Genomic DNA, 16,420 nt, shown 5'->3' on the forward strand with positions numbered 1-16,420 from the left:
ACGAACGTCGCGGGCGGGCAGGTGAACGTCTCTTCACCCAACGTCATTCGCCCCGCGAAGTATTCCTCGCGTCGACGGCCTCAGCGGGAGGGTGCGTCTTCCGCGTCCGCGTCCCCTGCCCGGCCGGGAGCGACCAGCAGTTCACGGCCGGCCCGGAAGACCGTGGCCGCACGCGGCAATTCGCCGGGCGCACCACTGCGGAAGACCTCGATGCTCCCCGAACCCGTGACGGGCCGGCCGAGCGCGTCGATCCGCCGCAGGGTCTGGCGTGCCACCGCCTCGGCACTGTCGAACAGTCGCACTCCGGGCGGCAGATGGGCGGCGATGGTGTCGGCCACCAGCGGATAGTGGGTGCACCCGAGCACCACACCCTGGACGTCGCCGGGGGTGCGTTCGGCTGCGGAGGCGACCGCGGCGACGACGGCGTCCCGGTCCCCCGCGTCGATCGCGTCGGCGAGTCCGTGACACGCGACCCCCACCACGTCGGCACCGTTCGCGAACTGCTCGATCAGATTCGCCTGATACCGGCTCGCGGTGGTCGCGGCGGTTGCCCAGATCGCCACCGAGTCGCACGCCGCAGCGGCCGGCTTGACGGCCGGTACGGTCCCCACGACCGGCACGGACGGCCCGAGATCTGCACGGACGTGCTCGAGTGCCGTCACCGAGGCGGTGTTGCACGGCAGCACCACCACGTCGGCGCCCCGATCGACGGCGCGGCGGGCGGTGGTGACGACCCGGTCGATCACCCACTCCGAAGGCTTGGGGCCCCACGGGGCTCCCTCGGGGTCCATCGACAGCACCAGATCGAGATCGGGACGCAACCGTCGCAGCCACGCGGACGTCGGCAGCAGCCCGAGACCCGAGTCGATGAGCGCAACGATCACCCTACGAATCTAGCCGGTCGCGCACAGCCGGTCCGATGCCGGTCGCCGGCGCCCGCACGCGTGCGGGGTCAGACCGCGGCGGCGAGCAGCTCCTCGATCGGCGCACCCGCGGCGATCTTCGCGCGCGATTTCATCACCATCGCGGGCAGGCCCCCGCCGACCACGCCGGCGAGCTTGCCGTCGCGCTCGTAGTAGGCGAGGAACTTGCGTCCGTCGTCACGCACGACGTGCACCCGGTCGTCGGCCGTCACCGCGCCCAGGCCCTGGATCTTGACGTCGTACTGGTCGCTCCAGAAGTAGGGCACCTGCGCGGCGGCACCGGCCTCTGCGCCCATGAGCGTCTTCGCGAGTACGGACGCCTGTTCCCCGGCGTTCGTCCAGTGCTCGATGCGCCTGCGTCCACCTGCCGGTACCTGCCACGACGCGACGTCGCCGACCGCCCACACGTGCGGAGTGGAGGTTCGTCCGGTTCCGTCGCACACGACCCCGTTGTCCACCTCGATGCCCGAGCCGTCGAGCCACTCGGTGGCCGGGATCGACCCGATACCGAGCACCACGAGATCGACGTCGATCTCGCTGCCGTCGCCGAGCACCGCGGAGGTGACCCGCTCGGCGCCGCGGATCTCCGACAGTCCGACTCCGGCGCGCACGTCGACACCCTCGGCGGTGTGCAGTCGTGCGACGAGCGCTCCGACCTCGGCGCCGAGCACCGACGCCAGCGGTGTGGGTTGCGGCTCGACCAGCACGACCTCGACCTCGCGGCCACGCAGGCTCGCAGCGACCTCGCACCCGATGAAACCCGCTCCGACGACGAGGGCACGGGCACCGGGGGCGATCGACTCGCGCAACGCGCGGCTGTCCTCGAGCGACCGCAGCACGTGCACTCCGGTCAGTTCCGGCAGACCCGGGATGCGACGGGGGCGCAGTCCGGTGGCGACGACGAGCTCGTCGTATCCGATCTCGGTTCCGTCGGCGAGGGTCAGCGTGCGCGCCGCGGGGTCCACCGAACGCGCCGCCGTGCCGAGCCGGAGTTCGATCCGGTTCTCGTCGAAGAACTCACGAGGACGAAGGGTGGTGTCGTCGCGATCGCCGCGCAGAACCTCCTTCGACAACGGCGGGCGGTCGTACGGCAGGTGCGTCTCGTCGCCGACCAGCACGAGCTCGCCCTCGTATCCGGCGCGTCGCAGTTCCTCGGCGGTACGTACCGCCGCCAGGCCCGCGCCCACGACGACGACGCGCTCCGGCGTATTCTCGGTCTCCCGCTCGTTCGACACCTTCGGCCATCCTTCGAATCGTCTGTGACACGAATACACGTGCCGCTCTGTAGTGACGTGTCCCACCTGTGCGTCCCATGTTCTTACCAAACGGCTACCGCAGGCGACAGACCCACATCGGCCACTAGAGTTCGAGACACCGTGAGGACAATGGGATCGAGCACGGAACACGACCGGTACATCTGACTTGGAGCGCTCATGACCAGCGACAGCGGTGCAGGAATCAGCCGCATACAGTTCGGCGCCGGAACGTCCTCGGGTTTCGTCGACCCTCAGGGCCGCACGATCATCGCCGACGCGGTGGTCGCCAAGATCGCGGGCCTCGCGACCCGGGAGATCAGCGGCGTGATCGAGGTGGGCGCCGGCACCGCCCGCGTGGTGGGAGCGCTGCGCGACCGGATACCCGGCGCGCGCATCAACCACGGTCAGGGCGTGGCCGTCGAGGTGGGCGAACGACAAGCCGCGATCGACATCGGCATCGTCGCCGAATACGGAGTGGCACTGCACGAACTCGCCGTCGCCATCCGCCAGAACGTCATCGCCGCGGTCGAGCGGATGACCGGTCTCGAGGTCACCGAAGTCAACATCACGGTCTTCGACGTCATGCTCCACGAGGAGGCCGCGGCCCTCACCGACGACGTCAAACCCCGCGTGCAGTGACCTCCGGGGCCGCAGACTCGGTGGAGACGGCCGATCTGGTCGCGCACGCCGCACTGGCCGTTTCCGGCGTCGTGAGTCTGCACGGCGGTGCGTTCGGCGAGGTGGCCACCTACCTCCCGGGCCGGCGTGTCGACGGCATACGGCTGACCGACCGGATCTGCGAAGTGCACATCGTCGTGCGGATCCCGGCGGATCTGCCGGCCGTCGCCCAGGCCGTCCGCGCTCGGGTCGCCCCGCTGGTGACCGTGCCCGTCCAGGTGACGATCGAAGACGTCCACGTCGGGGAACGAGAAGGAGCACAATCGTGAACCACACACCCGTCAGCAACACCGCCGTCGGACTCCTCGCGGGACTGCTGCTCGCCCTCGCCGGGATCATCGGCGGTTTCAGCGGACTGTTGTTCGGCGTGCTGCTCGGGGCCCTCGGGGCCGCGATCGGCGCCCACCGCGACGGCCACCTCGACCTCGGCGCCCTCCTGCGGAGCCGCGGCCGTGGCTGATCAGGCCCTGCCCGAGATCGACACACCCGACGACCCCGTCTGCCCGGGCGAACGCGGCAGGCTCGTCGTCAAGGACCGGGCCATCGAGCGGATCGCCGCTGCGGCCGCACTCGGCGTCCCCGGAGTCGTTCGGCACAGCGGAGGCGGCATCCTCCGTCTCACCGGCCGCGATCTGCCCCGCGCCGACATCACCACCGGCACGAATGCCGTAGCGGTCAACCTCTACATCGCAGCCGAATGGCCGTACGACGCCGCGATGCTCACCCGCCGGGTCCACGATGCAGTCGAACGCCGGCTGCGTGAGCTGACGGGACTGCGCGTCCACGAACTCAACGTGCTCGTCGTCGCGACGGCTCCCGTCGAGGACGGCGAAGAGGACGACTCGCAACCGCCCGTCGAGTACCTGGAGTCGGACATCGTCGCCGCGCGGACCACCCCGCACCCCGACATCCCGACGGTCGCTCCCCTGCCCCCGCTCGCCTCACCTGCGGCGGCGCCCGCCGCCGCGCTCGTCGCCGTCGCGGCACTCGTGATGGCCTTCACCGCCGCCCGGGAGCTGCTCATCGTCAACGGCACGTACGCCGGTGCACCCTGGCTGCGCAACTCCTTCGAGTGGTTCGGCCGTCTCCACTGGCACACCTGGCTCGCTCCCGTCGCAGGGATATGCCTCGTGCTGGGGATCGCCCTGATCGCGGTCGCTCTCAAACCCCGACGCCGCACCCACGTGCCCTTGCAGGTCGCCGGGCCGGTGCCGACGGTGTGGATGCGCCGCACCGACGTGGCACGCATGTGCAGCGCCCACGCCTCGGCGCTGACCGGCGTGCGGACCGCCCGCACCGTCGTCGATCGTCGACGCGCCGTGGTGCGTGTCTCCGTCGAGCAGGACACCCCCGTCGACGAGGTCACCGCCTCGGTGTGTGCCGCGGTCGCCCCGAACCTCGCGGCGCTCGCGGATCCGGTCGAACTCGTCGTGGAGGTGACGCGGTGAAACTCCGAACCGTACTGGCGAACCGGCTCGTCACCCTCATGGCCGGGCTCACGCTCGCCGGCCTCGGGGCATTCGCGCTCGCGTGGGTGTGGAAGGTGCCGTTCGCGCGCGAACAACTCACCCGTCTCGACCGTCCCCGCGTGACCGACGTCCCGGACCAGTCGTGGTGGACACCGGCGCTGTGGTCGGTCTTCGCGGGTGGTCTGGTGCTCGGCATCGCACTGCTCGCGGTCAATCTGTCACGGCGTCGCACCTCGACCGTGCAACTCTACGATCAGGTCACCGACGCCACTCTCGGCGTCGAACTCGGCCCGGTGGCGGACGGCGTGGCAGCGGAACTCTCCGCCCTGCCGGGGGTGCGGTCGGCGCGTGGGCGGGCGGTCGTGGAAAGACACCTACCGACACTCTCCGTGGTCGTGAACGCCGATCCGGCCGTGGACGTGGCCGAGTTGACGCAGGCGGCCGAGGATGCGGCCCAGCGCGTCGCACGGGCGCTCGGTGGAGCGCACGTGGCGACGCAGGTCCTGCTGCACCTCGATCCGGCGGTGGACGTCCACTAGCACGACGCCCGCCGGCACCGAATCGGCGATCACGCCGTGGCTGTATCCACGAGGTCGTGTTCGACGCGGTAGTCCACCCGCATCCGGTCCATCGCCACATCGCGCACCTTGTAGGCGCGCAGGGTGGTGCGCTCCCGGTCCGGATAACGGATCTCCTGGACGCGGTTGACGAGGGCGAGCACCGGCCCGATACGTCCGAGCACGTATTTGAGCGGGCCGTCGGGGATGTGCAGGGCGTCGGCATCCTCGTCGCCGATGAACACCCTCTGCAAGGAGTGCGTCACCGTGCGGGCGATCGTCGTGCGCACCGGGGCCCTGCCCGGCAGCAGATTCGCGAGTTCCGGGACGAGATACTGCTCGGTCAGCGCTGTGACGAACTGCCGATCCTCGTCGCTCGGCCCCGGAGAGGTGAGACGGTACAACTCCTCGATCGCGATGTGGTCGCGTTCGGTGCGCAGGCTCAACTCCTCGCCCATTCCGATCACGTGTCCGACATAGCGCCACAGGTGGTAGATGTCGTCGAGCTCGCGATCGGTGAAGCGGACACCGAGGGTGTGCATCGCCTCGACCGCCATGTGCCCGAATTCGGCCATCGTGAGCGCCATGTACGACTGCGGGATCGGTACTCCCCATGCGTCCTCGTCCCACATCCCGCTCGCGCGGATCCCTTTACGCACGTGGGCGTGGATGAGCCGTACCCGCACGGTGAACGCGAATCCTCCGCCCTCACGCCGCATCCCGCCGCGCGCGAGAACGTGCCGGAGCCACTCCCCCACTTCCACCGACCGCACCGCCGGTTGCCCCACATACCGGCCGGTGAGCGCGAGCGGCTTGCCCGCGACGAAGTTTCCGGCGCCGCGCAACAGCGATGCCGCACCGAGCACCATCCCGAGGATCGGGGTGTGGCGCACGAGAGCGTCGGCCGCATTGTCGAGGCGGTCGTGATCGACCCATGCCGGCTCGTCGTCGAGGAAGGCGAACAGCTCGCGCAGTGAATCCGGTGCGTCCGGGACGGCGCCGATCCCGTCGGCGAGCGCGATCCGCACCGCAGCGGTCGCCGATGTCGTTCCGAAGTCGTCGTTCACCACCGCGTCGGCCAGAGGGTCCGCCTGCCACATCCCGTCGAGCCAGCGCTCACCGAGATCGGCATATCGGCGCACCGCCAGGTCGGCGTTGCGGAGATCACCAGGGATACGTCGCTCCATGCATTCATGGAAACACGAGGAATACTCACTTACTATTCACTTTTCATGAGCGCTCCGTACGGCCCGAAAAGCACAGGCAAACGCCCACGACGACGACCCGTCCAGCAGCGCAGCCACGACACCCGCAAGCTGCTCCTCACGTCTGCCTACGAGTTGCTCGAACGCCACCCGGCCCGGCGGATCAGCACCACGGCGCTGGCCGAGCACGCCCACGTGAGCATCGGGACCGTCTACCGGTACTTCCCGGACGTCGACGCCGTGCTGGACGAATTGCGCATGACCGCGGTGCACGCCATCACCACCTCGCTGTCGACAGCGATCGGGCATGCCATGGACCAGAAGCCCGGCGACGCCATGGTGACGGTCGTCGAGAGCCTGACCTCCGCCTTCGAGAAACACGCCGCGGTGCTGCGGGTCTCGTACACCTCGGAGGAGATCGAGTTCGGCCTCGCCTGGGCCGAGATCGAAGGGCCGCTACGACCACTGGGACGCATCATTCCCGCACGGCTCCGGCCGGACCTCGACGATGCCGCTCTGGACGATCTGGTGTTCATCGTGATGGGGGCGACGGCGAGCCTCTGCTCCCGGATCGCTCTGCTGCGGCCTCGCAGATCCGACCGGGACAGGATGATCGAGGTGACCTCCCGGATGCTTCTGGCTGCCGTCGAAGCGGCCTGAGCACGTCCGGAAACGCCGAACGGCGCCCACCCCTCGGGGTGGACGCCGTTCGAGCGTCAGCGGGCACTACCCCGCTTCAGTGAGGTATCAGCTCACTTGATGATCTTCGTGACGCGACCGGCGCCGACGGTGCGGCCACCCTCGCGGATCGCGAAGCGGAGGCCCTCGTCCATGGCGACCGGCTGGATCAGCTTGACGGACATCTCGGTGTTGTCACCGGGCATGACCATCTCGGTGCCCTCGGGGAGGGTAACAACGCCCGTCACGTCCGTGGTACGGAAGTAGAACTGCGGACGGTAGTTGTTGAAGAACGGCGTGTGGCGGCCGCCCTCCTCCTTGTTGAGGATGTAGGCCTGGCCCTCGAACTCCGTGTGGGGAGTCGTGGTGCCGGGCTTGACGACGACCTGGCCGCGCTCGACGTCCTCGCGCTTGATGCCGCGGACGAGGAGACCGACGTTGTCGCCGGCCTGGCCCTGGTCGAGCAGCTTGCGGAACATCTCGATGCCGGTGACCGTGGTCTTGGTCGAATCGGGGCGGATGCCGACGATCTCGACCTCTTCGTTGACGTTGATCACGCCGCGCTCGATACGACCGGTGACGACGGTGCCACGACCGGTGATCGTGAAGACGTCCTCGACGGGCATGAGGAACGGCTTGTCGGTCTCACGGACCGGATCCGGGATGGAGTCGTCGACGGCCTGCATGAGGTCGACGATCGACTGGACCCACTTCTCGTCACCCTCGAGAGCCTTGAGAGCCGAGATCGGGACGACCGGAGCGTTCTCGTCGAACTCCTGCGAAGCGAGGAGCTCACGCACCTCCATCTCGACGAGCTCGAGGATTTCCTCGTCGTCGACCATGTCGGCCTTGTTCAGGGCGACGAGGATGTAGGGAACGCCGACCTGACGGGCGAGCAGCACGTGCTCACGCGTCTGCGGCATCGGGCCGTCGGTGGCGGCCACGACCAGGATCGCGCCGTCCATCTGGGCGGCACCGGTGATCATGTTCTTGATGTAGTCGGCGTGACCCGGAGCGTCGACGTGCGCGTAGTGGCGCTTCTCGGTCTGGTACTCGACGTGGGAGATGTTGATCGTGATACCACGAGCCTTCTCCTCGGGAGCCTTGTCGATCTGGTCGAACGCGAAGCTCTCGTTCAGGTCCGGGTACTTGTCGGCCAGCACCTTGGTGATCGCAGCCGTGGTGGTGGTCTTGCCATGGTCGACGTGACCGATGGTGCCGATGTTCACGTGCGGCTTGGTCCGCTCGAACTTCGCCTTCGCCACTGGAATGTCCTCCTGGACTGTTGTTGCTTGCTGTATGCAGCAGTGCGGTTTGTATTACTTGGTCGTGCAGGCGACCGGGAGTTACCCGAAGACTACTCGCCGGTTGCCTTGGCGATGATTTCCTTCGAGACGTTCGAGGGAACCTCTGCGTAGGAATCGAACACCATGGAGAAGTTCGCACGACCCTGGGTCTTCGACCGCAGATCGCCGATGTAACCGAACATCTCCGAGAGCGGAACCAGCGCCTTCACGACACGGGCACCACTGCGTTCCTCCATGGCCTGGATCTGGCCACGGCGGGAGTTCAGGTCGCCGATCACTTCACCCATGTAGTCCTCGGGGGTGGTGACCTCGACCGCCATCAGCGGCTCCAGGATCACCGGGGCAGCCTTGCGGGCCGCTTCCTTCAGTGCCTGCGAGCCGGCGATCTTGAACGCCATTTCGGACGAGTCGACGTCGTGGTACGCACCGTCGATGAGGGTGACCTTGATGTTCACCAGCGGGTAGCCGGCGAGCACGCCGTACTGCATGGCGTCCTGGGCACCCGCGTCGACCGACGGGATGTACTCGCGCGGGATGCGACCGCCGGTGACCTTGTTCTGGAACTCGTAGGTGGCACCGTCCTCGCCGACGAAAGGCTCGAGGCCGATGATGACCTTCGCGAACTGGCCCGAACCACCGGTCTGCTTCTTGTGCGTGAACTCGAGCTTCTCGACCGGCTTGGTGATCGTCTCGCGGTACGCGACCTGCGGCTTACCGACGTTGGCCTCGACCTTGAACTCGCGACGCATGCGGTCGACGAGGATGTCGAGGTGGAGCTCGCCCATGCCGCCGATGACGGTCTGGCCGGTCTCCTCGTCGAGCTCGACCGAGAAGGTGGGATCCTCTTCGGCGAGCTTCTGGATGGCCGTCGACAGCTTCTCCTGGTCGGCCTTGGACTTCGGCTCGATGGAGACCTGGATGACCGGGTCCGGGAAGGTCATGGACTCGAGGACGATCGGGGCGTCCTGCGCGCACAGGGTGTCACCGGTCGTGGTGTCCTTCAGGCCGATCATCGCGTAGATGTGGCCGGCCACGGCCTCGTCGACCGGGTTCTCCTTGTTGGCGTGCATCTGGAACAGCTTGCCGACGCGTTCCTTCTTGCCCTTGGTCGAGTTGAGCACCTGGGTGCCCGAATCGATCCGGCCGGAGTACACGCGGACGAAGGTCAGCTTGCCGAAGAAGGGGTGCGCAGCGATCTTGAAGGCGAGCGCGGAGAACGGCTCGTCCTTGGACGGCTTACGGCGCAGCTCTTCCTCTTCGTTACCGACTGCGTGGCCGATGACGTCGCCGATGTCGAGCGGGTTCGGCAGGTAGTCGATGACCGCGTCGAGCATGGGCTGGATGCCCTTGTTCTTGAACGCGGAGCCGCACAGCACCGGGTACAGCTCGGAGTTGACGGTCATCTTGCGGATGGCCGCCTTGATCTCGGCGACGGTGAGTTCCTCGCCACCGAAGTACTTCTCCATGAGCTCTTCGTCGGACTCGGCAACCGTCTCGAGCAGCTTCTCGCGGTACTCGGCAGCCTTGTCGGCGAGGTCGGCCGGGATCTCCTCGACCGTGGCCTCGGTGCCGATCTCGGTGGTGCCACGCCAGGTGAGCGCCTTCATCTCGACGAGGTCGACGACACCGTCGAAGTTGTCCTCGGCACCGATCGGGAGCTGGAGGACCAGCGGCTTCGCGCCGAGGCGATCGATGATGGTCTGCACGGTGAAGTAGAAGTCCGCGCCCATCTTGTCCATCTTGTTGACGAAGCAGATGCGCGGGACGTCGTACTTGGCAGCCTGGCGCCAGACCTGCTCCGACTGGGGCTCGACGCCCTCCTTGCCGTCGAAGACGGCGACTGCGCCGTCGAGGACGCGCAGCGACCGCTCGACCTCGACCGTGAAGTCGACGTGGCCGGGGGTGTCGATGATGTTGATCTGGTTCTTGTTCCAGAAGCAGGTCACGGCTGCGGAGGTGATGGTGATACCCCGCTCCTTCTCCTGCTCCATCCAGTCGGTGGTCGAGGCACCGTCGTGCGTCTCACCGATCTTGTAGTTGACGCCGGTGTAGAAGAGGATGCGCTCGGTGGTGGTGGTCTTGCCGGCATCGATGTGCGCCATGATGCCGATGTTGCGGACCTTGTTCAGGTCGGTCAGCACTTCCTGTGCCACAGGTAACCCCGCTCGTAGCTCGTGTCGGTCCTTGGGTGCGGACCACATGTTCTTGTGTTGTCAGCCGGCCTTTACGGGACCGACACAGTTGTGCGAGCAGCCGGCCGGGGTCCGTGATCACGGGTCTCCCGGCCGGCGTCGACTCACCAGCGGTAGTGCGCGAACGCCTTGTTGGCTTCAGCCATCTTGTGCGTGTCCTCGCGGCGCTTCACGGATGCGCCGAGGCCGTTGCTCGCGTCGAGGAGCTCGTTGGCGAGCCGCTCGACCATCGTCTTCTCGCGACGCTGACGCGCGAAGGTGACCAGCCAGCGCAGCGCGAGGGTGGTGGACCGACCGGGGCGAACCTCGACCGGAACCTGGTAGGTGGCGCCACCGACACGGCGGCTGCGGACCTCGAGAGCGGGCTTGACGTTGTCGAGCGCGCGCTTGAGGGTGACGACCGGATCGGTGCCGGTCTTCTCGCGTGCCTGCTCGAGCGCCTGGTAGACGATGCGCTCGGCGGTGGACTTCTTGCCGTCCATGAGAATCTTGTTGACCAGCTGAGTGACCAGCGGCGATCCGTAGACCGGATCGGCGATCAGCGGGCGCTTGGGAGCGGGACCCTTACGTGGCATCAGCCCTTCTCCTTCTTCGCTCCGTAGCGGCTGCGGGCCTGCTTGCGGTTCTTGACACCCTGGGTGTCGAGCGAGCCGCGGATGATCTTGTAGCGAACACCGGGGAGGTCCTTCACACGACCACCGCGCACGAGCACCATCGAGTGCTCCTGGAGGTTGTGGCCCTCACCGGGGATGTAGGCGGTGACCTCGACCTGGGAGGTCAGACGCACACGCGCGACCTTCCGGAGAGCCGAGTTCGGCTTCTTCGGGGTGGTGGTGTACACGCGAGTGCACACGCCGCGACGCTGGGGGCTGCCCTTGAGCGCCGCGCTCTTGACCTTGGTGGCCTTGTCGCGGCGGCCCTTGCGGACCAGCTGATTGATGGTTGGCATTAACCGGCTTTCTTCGTTGTCTGGAGCTGCTCCCACGAGCAACCTGGGCTGTTCTGAAATTAGGGATCCATCGGTTGGGGCAAGAAAGCTGCTGCCCCGCACTCGCCCCCCGTGTGCACACGAGGTCGGGTGTGTCGCGTACCCCCACACAGGCAGCCGGGAACTCGTACCTGCAGATTTCTACAGACCACGCGCACGGCACTACCTCGCATAGGCACACAGACCGGCCCGGGCATGCCGGACACGACCCACAACGATACCCGGCGGGCGCGCATGAGGTCAAAGTGAGGACCGCGCTCTCCTCCGAGGATCCGCACACACCGTCAACTGCTGAGGTTCAGGGTGAGCCGAGCCAACGTAGCAGCCGCTTCGCAGGGGTCGGCACCTCCCGAGGTGTACTGCACCCACCAGCCGAAGATGCCGGTCGTCGACGCGCCCGAACTGACCCCGCACGACAACGGATCTCCCGGTCGGCGCATCTGCAGCGCCCGCCTTCCCTCGATCGTCGTGTTCTCGATCTCGTAGCCGAGTTCCTCGGCGGCAGCCCGCTCGTGATCGAGGGATCCGGTCTCGAACCAGTTGAACGTGATCTTCACTACTCCCGAGGGTCCTTCGCCGTCCCACCGGCAGATCGCGCCGAAGAATCCGCGGTAGACGTAGTCCGCACCCACGGCTTCGGCGATCTTCTCGTCGGCCACCGCGTCGCACTCGGTGAGCAGGCGTGTGAATTCGGGGCCGGGACCGTCGCCACCACCGGCCCCCTCCGGCACCGCACTCCCTTCGATCGTGCGCGTGCACCCCGTGAGCAGGGCCGGCACCATCAGCAGGCCGGCCAGGGCTGCGGCCCACCTGCGCCCACGCCCGCGGTTCACTTCTGCACCCTCTCGACGCTCGCGGTGGCCAGATTCCGCGCGACCTCGCACGCGTCCGCGGCGGGGGTGAAGTTCGAATAGGAGACCGACCAGTGGATGAAGTCGCCACCGAAATCGACGCCGATCTCGCACAGGACGGTCTGCCCGACGTCGTTCTGGGACGAGCCGACGAATCCGGTTCTCCCCCCGATCTCGACGTCCGCGGCAGGTCTGCCGATGAGGTCGGAGCCGGCCCGTTCGCGACCGATCGGGCTCCCCCGGTACCACGAGAAGCTCACACTGGGGCCTCCGACGAAACTCTCCCATTCGCATCCGACGGAATTACGGGTGATCGTCGCGAACGTCCCGAGACCGAAAGCGGCCGCGACCTCGTCGTCGGAGACCGACCCGCATTCGCCGAACAGGGGGCCCGGTTCGGTCACGGACGGGGTGGTCGATGCCGCGGGTTGCCCGGCGTCGTCGGATCCCCCGCATGCCACCGCACCGAGACCGACGAGACCGGCCGTCGCCAGGACGGACATCGTCCGTCCGATCCGCGGGAGAGACATGGCCGAAGACTACCGAGCCGGGCCGCTCGGCGTGCGGCGACGCGAGGAGTCGCACAGGACCGCGTCGAGCTGTGCGGCCCAGTGCCTCACGATCTCGCGCCGGCGGGCGGAGTCGTCGGTCAGCACGTCGGCCAGACCCAGGCCACGCGCGAGATCGAGCGTCGCCTGGACCATCCGGTGCACGACCGGATCACTGTCGTCGGCGGCGAGTTGCTCGACGGCCACCGCGTGCGAGACACGCCCGAACTTCTCCTCGAGCGGCAACAGCATCTCCCGCAGCGCCGGATCCGCAGCCGCGGCCGTCCAGACCTGCAAGGCCGCCTTGAACATGTTCCCGGTGCACTGGTCGACGATGCGTTCGACCACCGCTTCCGTTCGGCCGATGCCCGGAGGCACGTCGAACGCTTCGGTCCGCACCCGTTCGATGCGGTTGTCGAACATGAACTCGAGCGACGCCGTGATGAGATCCTCGCGAGTGGGGAAATGATGCTGGGTGGCTCCGCGGGAGACTCCGGCCCGCTCGGCGACCACACCCATCGTGGTGGCGGTCCAGCCCGATTCGGCGAGACAGTCGATCGTCGCCTCGAGCAGTCGTCGTCGCGTCGCGCGGCTGCGATCCTGCTTCGGTTCTCGGACCATCTCGTTCGTCTCCTCGTCCCGTGACGACTGTTCTTCTGCCGAACGGGTATACGTACGACCCCCGGAACCGTACGCAGGGCTTATGAACCGTACACTCGTATAACGGGTCGGGGTGAAAGGGGCGGCACCAACTGTGGCGACGATTGTCAGGCGCGAAGATTACTTCGACGCGGCCTTAGCCATCCTGGCTACCAACGACCATGCGGGACTCAAACAGGCGAGATTGTGCAGTCGTCTCGAGGTGACGACGGGCTCGTTCTACAACTATTTCGACAGCTGGGGACAGTTCAAGTCCGAGCTCCTCCAGCACTGGCTCGAGAATCAGACCCTCCAGCTGACTACTGCGGCACGACTCGAGGGCTCGATGCCCCGTCGGCTGCAGTTGCTCATCGACTTCGCGTGCAACCTGCCGCACTCCGCCGAGTCCGCCATCCGCGGCTGGTCGCACAGCGACCCGGCGGTGCACGAAGTGCAGTGTCAGGTCGACGAACTGCGGTACGCCGTGATCGCCGAAGCGGTGACCCCGATCCTCGGGCCGCAGGAGAAGGTGGAGCCCTTCGCTCGCACGGCCCTGTACGCGCTCGTGGGATATCAGCAGACCGTGCCCCTGCAGGATGTGAGTTCCCTGCGTTGGTCGCTCGACTACCTGCTCCAGACGCTGTTGTCCCGGCTGAGCGCGGACCACCACCTCCCTCCGGCCTCCGACACCCGGCCGGCCGGGCCTCCGGCCTAGTACGACTTCGGCAGGCCCAGCGAATGCTGGGCCACGAAGTTGAGGATCATCTCCCGGCTGACCGGTGCCACGCGAGCGATCCGCGCGGCACCGAGCATCGCCGCAAGGCCGTACTCACGTGTGAGCCCGGCGCCACCGTGCGTCTGGATCGCCTGATCGAGCGCGGTGATCGCCGCTTCACCCGCCGCGTACTTGGCCATGTTCGCGGCTTCCGCGGCGCCGAAGTCGTCGCCGCTGTCGTAGAGCACCGCAGCCTTCTGCATCATGAGTTTGGCGAGTTCGAGCTCGATCTTGCGCTGCGCCAAGGGGTGTGCGATGCCCTGGTGCGCGCCGATCGGCTGCTTCCAGACGGTGCGCTCGTTGGCGTACCGCACGGCGGCGTCGAGGGCGTACCGGCCCATGCCCACGGCCATTGCCGCACCCATGATGCGCTCCGGATTCAGGCCCGCGAACAGCTGCATGAGGGCCGCCTCCGGCTCACCGACGAGGGCGTCGGCGGGGAGCCGCACGTCGTCGAAGAAGAGCGAGAACTGGTAGTCCGGTTCGAGGATGTCCATCTCCATCGGCGTCTTCGTGAAGCCCGGCGCGTCGGTCGGCACGATGAACAGGGCCGGCCGGAGTTTTCCGGTCTTGGCGTCCTCGGTCCGGGAGACCACGAGTACCGCGTCGGCCTGGTCGACTCCCGAGATGTACACCTTGCTGCCCGAGAGGATCCAGTCGTCTCCGTCGCGACGCGCGATGGTCGTGATGTTGTGCGAGTTGGAACCTGCGTCGGCCTCGGTGATGCCGAACGCCATGATGCGCGACCCGTCGGCCAGTCCCGGCAGCCACTGCTGCTTCTGCGCTTCGGTGCCGTACTTGGAGATGATCGTTCCGCAGATCGCGGGTGACACCACCACGAGCAGCAGCCCGCATCCCTTGGCGGAGAGCTCTTCCTGCACCAGGGCGAGTTCGTAGATGCCGGCGCCGCCGCCCCCGTACTCCTCGGGAAGGTTCACTCCGAGGAAACCGAGCTTGGAGGCCTCGGCCCACAGTTCGGTGAGCGGTTCGTGATTGCGCGACTTGGGGAGCACGTAGTCGACGTAGTTGTAGCGTTCGGCCAGAGCCGCCACCGAAGCGCGCAGTTCCTTCTGCTCGTCGGTTTCGATGATGCTCACGAGGATGCCTTCCGGTCGTGTCGGACACGCGGCCGTGGTCGGCCGTACGAGGAGAACAAAGGGCTCAGGTTCCGAAACCCAGCCGCTTGGCGGCGAGTTCGGTGAGGATTTCGGTGGTGCCCCCACCGATGCCGAGAATGCGCATGTCGCGGTACTGCCGCTCGACCTCGGATTCGGCCATGTATCCGAGTCCGCCGAACAGCTGCACGGCCTGGTGCGCCACCCACTCGCCGGCCTCGACGGAGGTGTTCTTCGCGAAGCACACCTCGGCGATCAGGTCGGTCTCCCCGGTCAACGCCCGCTCGGCGACGTGCCGGGTGTAGACCCGGGCGACGTCGATACGGCGTGCCATCTCGGAGAGCGTGCGCTGCACGGATTGCCGGGTGATCAGCGGGCGGCCGAAGGTCTCCCGGTCGCGGCACCACGCCACCGTGAGATCGAGGCATCGCTGTGCACCGGAATAGGCTTGTGCGGCAAGGGCGATCCGCTCGGCCACGAATCCCTGTGCGATCTGCAGGAAGCCTGTGCCCTCCGCGCCGACGAGGTTGCCGGCCGGGACGCGCACGTCCGCGAAGGACAGTTCCGCGGTGTCCGATGCCCGCCAGCCCATCTTGTCGAGCTTGCGGGAGACCGTGAAACCGGGTGTGCCCTTCTCGATCACGAGAAGTGAGACTCCTCCCGCCCCGGGGCCGCCGGTGCGCACCGCGGTGACCACGAAATCCGCCCGGCAGCCCGAGGTGATGTAGGTCTTGGCGCCGTTGACGAGGTAGTGGTCACCGTCGCGGACCGCTGTGGTCGTCAGGTGGCCGACATCCGAGCCGCCGCCCGGCTCGGTGATGGCCAGGGATCCGACGAGTTCACCTGCGAGGGTGGGGCGCACCCACCTGTCGATCTGCTCGGCGTCGCCGGCGGCGATGAGATGCGGTAGCGCGATGCCGCAGGTGAACAGCGACGCGAAGGCTCCCCCCGAGGCGCCCGCCTCGTGGAACGCTTCGCACACGGTCAGACTGTCGGCACCGTCACCGCCGGAACCGCCGGCCTCCTCCGGGAAACCCGCACCGAGGAGACCGACCTTCGCCGCAGCGAGATGCAGGTCACGGGGCAGTTCGCCGGCCCGCTCCCAGTCGTCGAGGTGCGGCAGGATCTCCCGCTTCACGAACGCCGTGACGGTCTCGCGCAGCGCGCGGCGCTCGGGTGTGGTCCACATGTTCACGGTGTCTCCGGAAGGTGTCGTGGTGGCGGTCGGGGGTGGCACGT

The 16,420-nt window shown here is 67.5% G+C and carries 19 protein-coding genes; 7 read left to right on the forward strand and 12 right to left on the reverse strand.

Annotated elements, in window-relative coordinates; all coding sequences use genetic code 11:
- Positions 1–80: 80 nt before the first annotated feature.
- Together MOM01_RS15885 and MOM01_RS15890 are read right to left on the reverse strand one after the other, a co-directional pair.
- Complete coding sequence (locus tag MOM01_RS15885) at positions 81–884, reverse strand: glutamate racemase (protein WP_241386400.1); 804 nt, start codon at positions 882–884, stop codon at positions 81–83.
- Positions 885–952: 68 nt separating this feature from the next.
- The gene (locus MOM01_RS15890) at positions 953–2,158 is read right to left on the reverse strand and encodes an NAD(P)/FAD-dependent oxidoreductase (RefSeq protein ID WP_241386401.1); all 1,206 of its coding nucleotides are present in this window, start codon (positions 2,156–2,158) and stop codon (positions 953–955) included.
- 198 nt (positions 2,159–2,356) lie between these two features.
- Between MOM01_RS15890 and MOM01_RS15895 the strand changes: the two genes are divergently transcribed.
- Genes MOM01_RS15895 through MOM01_RS15915 form a run of 5 tightly spaced genes read left to right on the forward strand, consistent with a single transcriptional unit; the run spans position 2,357 to position 4,865 of the window.
- Positions 2,357–2,818: an Asp23/Gls24 family envelope stress response protein gene (locus tag MOM01_RS15895; protein WP_241386402.1), complete on the forward strand. Its 462-nt coding sequence runs from the start codon at positions 2,357–2,359 to the stop codon at positions 2,816–2,818.
- A complete protein-coding gene (locus MOM01_RS15900; RefSeq protein ID WP_241386403.1) occupies positions 2,815–3,126 on the forward strand; it encodes a hypothetical protein in 312 nt (103 codons plus the stop codon). The genes MOM01_RS15895 and MOM01_RS15900 overlap by 4 nt, the downstream gene beginning before the upstream one ends.
- Positions 3,123–3,317, forward strand: coding sequence for a DUF2273 domain-containing protein (locus MOM01_RS15905; RefSeq protein WP_241386404.1), 195 nt, complete (start codon positions 3,123–3,125; stop codon positions 3,315–3,317). Before MOM01_RS15900 ends, MOM01_RS15905 begins: the two co-directional genes overlap by 4 nt.
- Positions 3,310–4,305, forward strand: coding sequence for a DUF6286 domain-containing protein (locus MOM01_RS15910; protein ID WP_241386405.1), 996 nt, complete (start codon positions 3,310–3,312; stop codon positions 4,303–4,305). Before MOM01_RS15905 ends, MOM01_RS15910 begins: the two co-directional genes overlap by 8 nt.
- Complete coding sequence (locus MOM01_RS15915) at positions 4,302–4,865, forward strand: alkaline shock response membrane anchor protein AmaP (protein ID WP_241386406.1); 564 nt, start codon at positions 4,302–4,304, stop codon at positions 4,863–4,865. The genes MOM01_RS15910 and MOM01_RS15915 overlap by 4 nt, the downstream gene beginning before the upstream one ends.
- Before the next feature lie 29 nt (positions 4,866–4,894).
- Here the strand turns inward: MOM01_RS15915 and MOM01_RS15920 are convergent, their stop codons facing one another.
- Positions 4,895–6,070, reverse strand: a complete 1,176-nt coding sequence (locus MOM01_RS15920; protein ID WP_241386407.1) for an oxygenase MpaB family protein — start codon at positions 6,068–6,070, stop codon at positions 4,895–4,897.
- Positions 6,071–6,115: 45 nt separating this feature from the next.
- Between MOM01_RS15920 and MOM01_RS15925 the strand changes: the two genes are divergently transcribed.
- On the forward strand, positions 6,116–6,748 hold the full coding sequence (locus MOM01_RS15925; protein ID WP_241386408.1) for a TetR/AcrR family transcriptional regulator: 633 nt from the start codon (positions 6,116–6,118) through the stop codon (positions 6,746–6,748).
- A 92-nt stretch (positions 6,749–6,840) separates the two neighbouring features.
- Here MOM01_RS15925 and tuf read toward each other — a convergent pair whose 3' ends face one another.
- From tuf to MOM01_RS15960, 7 genes are all read right to left on the reverse strand, one after another.
- On the reverse strand, positions 6,841–8,031 hold the full coding sequence (gene tuf, locus MOM01_RS15930) for an elongation factor Tu (RefSeq protein WP_064062558.1): 1,191 nt from the start codon (positions 8,029–8,031) through the stop codon (positions 6,841–6,843).
- Between the two features lie 92 nt (positions 8,032–8,123).
- Positions 8,124–10,226, reverse strand: a complete 2,103-nt coding sequence (fusA, locus tag MOM01_RS15935) for an elongation factor G (protein WP_241386409.1) — start codon at positions 10,224–10,226, stop codon at positions 8,124–8,126.
- Positions 10,227–10,369: 143 nt separating this feature from the next.
- Positions 10,370–10,840, reverse strand: coding sequence for a 30S ribosomal protein S7 (rpsG, locus tag MOM01_RS15940; protein WP_241386410.1), 471 nt, complete (start codon positions 10,838–10,840; stop codon positions 10,370–10,372).
- Positions 10,840–11,214, reverse strand: a complete 375-nt coding sequence (gene rpsL, locus MOM01_RS15945) for a 30S ribosomal protein S12 (RefSeq protein ID WP_241386411.1) — start codon at positions 11,212–11,214, stop codon at positions 10,840–10,842. Before rpsL ends, rpsG begins: the two co-directional genes overlap by 1 nt.
- 323 nt (positions 11,215–11,537) lie before the next feature.
- Positions 11,538–12,035, reverse strand: a complete 498-nt coding sequence (locus tag MOM01_RS15950) for a DUF3558 domain-containing protein (RefSeq protein WP_241386584.1) — start codon at positions 12,033–12,035, stop codon at positions 11,538–11,540.
- Positions 12,036–12,082: 47 nt separating this feature from the next.
- A complete protein-coding gene (locus tag MOM01_RS15955) occupies positions 12,083–12,634 on the reverse strand; it encodes a DUF3558 domain-containing protein (RefSeq protein ID WP_374112315.1) in 552 nt (183 codons plus the stop codon).
- Between the two features lie 9 nt (positions 12,635–12,643).
- Positions 12,644–13,273: a TetR/AcrR family transcriptional regulator gene (locus tag MOM01_RS15960; RefSeq protein WP_241386412.1), complete on the reverse strand. Its 630-nt coding sequence runs from the start codon at positions 13,271–13,273 to the stop codon at positions 12,644–12,646.
- A 133-nt stretch (positions 13,274–13,406) separates the two neighbouring features.
- On the opposite strand from MOM01_RS15960, the gene MOM01_RS15965 reads away from it, so the two are divergent.
- Positions 13,407–14,006: a TetR/AcrR family transcriptional regulator gene (locus MOM01_RS15965; protein ID WP_241386413.1), complete on the forward strand. Its 600-nt coding sequence runs from the start codon at positions 13,407–13,409 to the stop codon at positions 14,004–14,006.
- Here MOM01_RS15965 and MOM01_RS15970 read toward each other — a convergent pair.
- Positions 14,003–15,163 carry an acyl-CoA dehydrogenase family protein gene (locus tag MOM01_RS15970; protein WP_241386414.1) on the reverse strand — a complete coding sequence of 387 codons (1,161 nt, stop codon included), beginning with the start codon at positions 15,161–15,163 and terminating at the stop codon, positions 14,003–14,005. The genes MOM01_RS15965 and MOM01_RS15970 overlap by 4 nt on opposite strands.
- A 64-nt stretch (positions 15,164–15,227) precedes the next feature.
- Positions 15,228–16,376, reverse strand: coding sequence for an acyl-CoA dehydrogenase family protein (locus tag MOM01_RS15975; protein ID WP_241386415.1), 1,149 nt, complete (start codon positions 16,374–16,376; stop codon positions 15,228–15,230).
- Positions 16,377–16,420 lie beyond the last annotated feature (44 nt).

Origin of the sequence: Rhodococcus sp. CH91 (genome assembly GCF_022554085.1) — a bacterium.
In the GTDB taxonomy this organism is placed as follows: Bacteria; Actinomycetota; Actinomycetes; order Mycobacteriales; family Mycobacteriaceae; genus Rhodococcus.

Bases quoted from the DNA above. Each gene is read 5' to 3' on its own strand.
- MOM01_RS15950 (WP_241386584.1), bottom strand. From the start codon at position 12,035: ATGGTGCCGGCCCTGCTCACGGGGTGCACGCGCACGATCGAAGGGAGT.
- MOM01_RS15895 (WP_241386402.1), top strand. From the start codon at position 2,357: ATGACCAGCGACAGCGGTGCAGGAATCAGCCGCATACAGTTCGGCGCC.
- MOM01_RS15960 (WP_241386412.1), bottom strand. From the start codon at position 13,273: ATGGTCCGAGAACCGAAGCAGGATCGCAGCCGCGCGACGCGACGACGA.
- MOM01_RS15920 (WP_241386407.1), bottom strand. From the start codon at position 6,070: ATGGAGCGACGTATCCCTGGTGATCTCCGCAACGCCGACCTGGCGGTG.
- rpsG (WP_241386410.1), bottom strand. From the start codon at position 10,840: ATGCCACGTAAGGGTCCCGCTCCCAAGCGCCCGCTGATCGCCGATCCG.
- MOM01_RS15925 (WP_241386408.1), top strand. From the start codon at position 6,116: ATGAGCGCTCCGTACGGCCCGAAAAGCACAGGCAAACGCCCACGACGA.
- rpsL (WP_241386411.1), bottom strand. From the start codon at position 11,214: ATGCCAACCATCAATCAGCTGGTCCGCAAGGGCCGCCGCGACAAGGCC.
- MOM01_RS15955 (WP_374112315.1), bottom strand. From the start codon at position 12,634: ATGTCTCTCCCGCGGATCGGACGGACGATGTCCGTCCTGGCGACGGCC.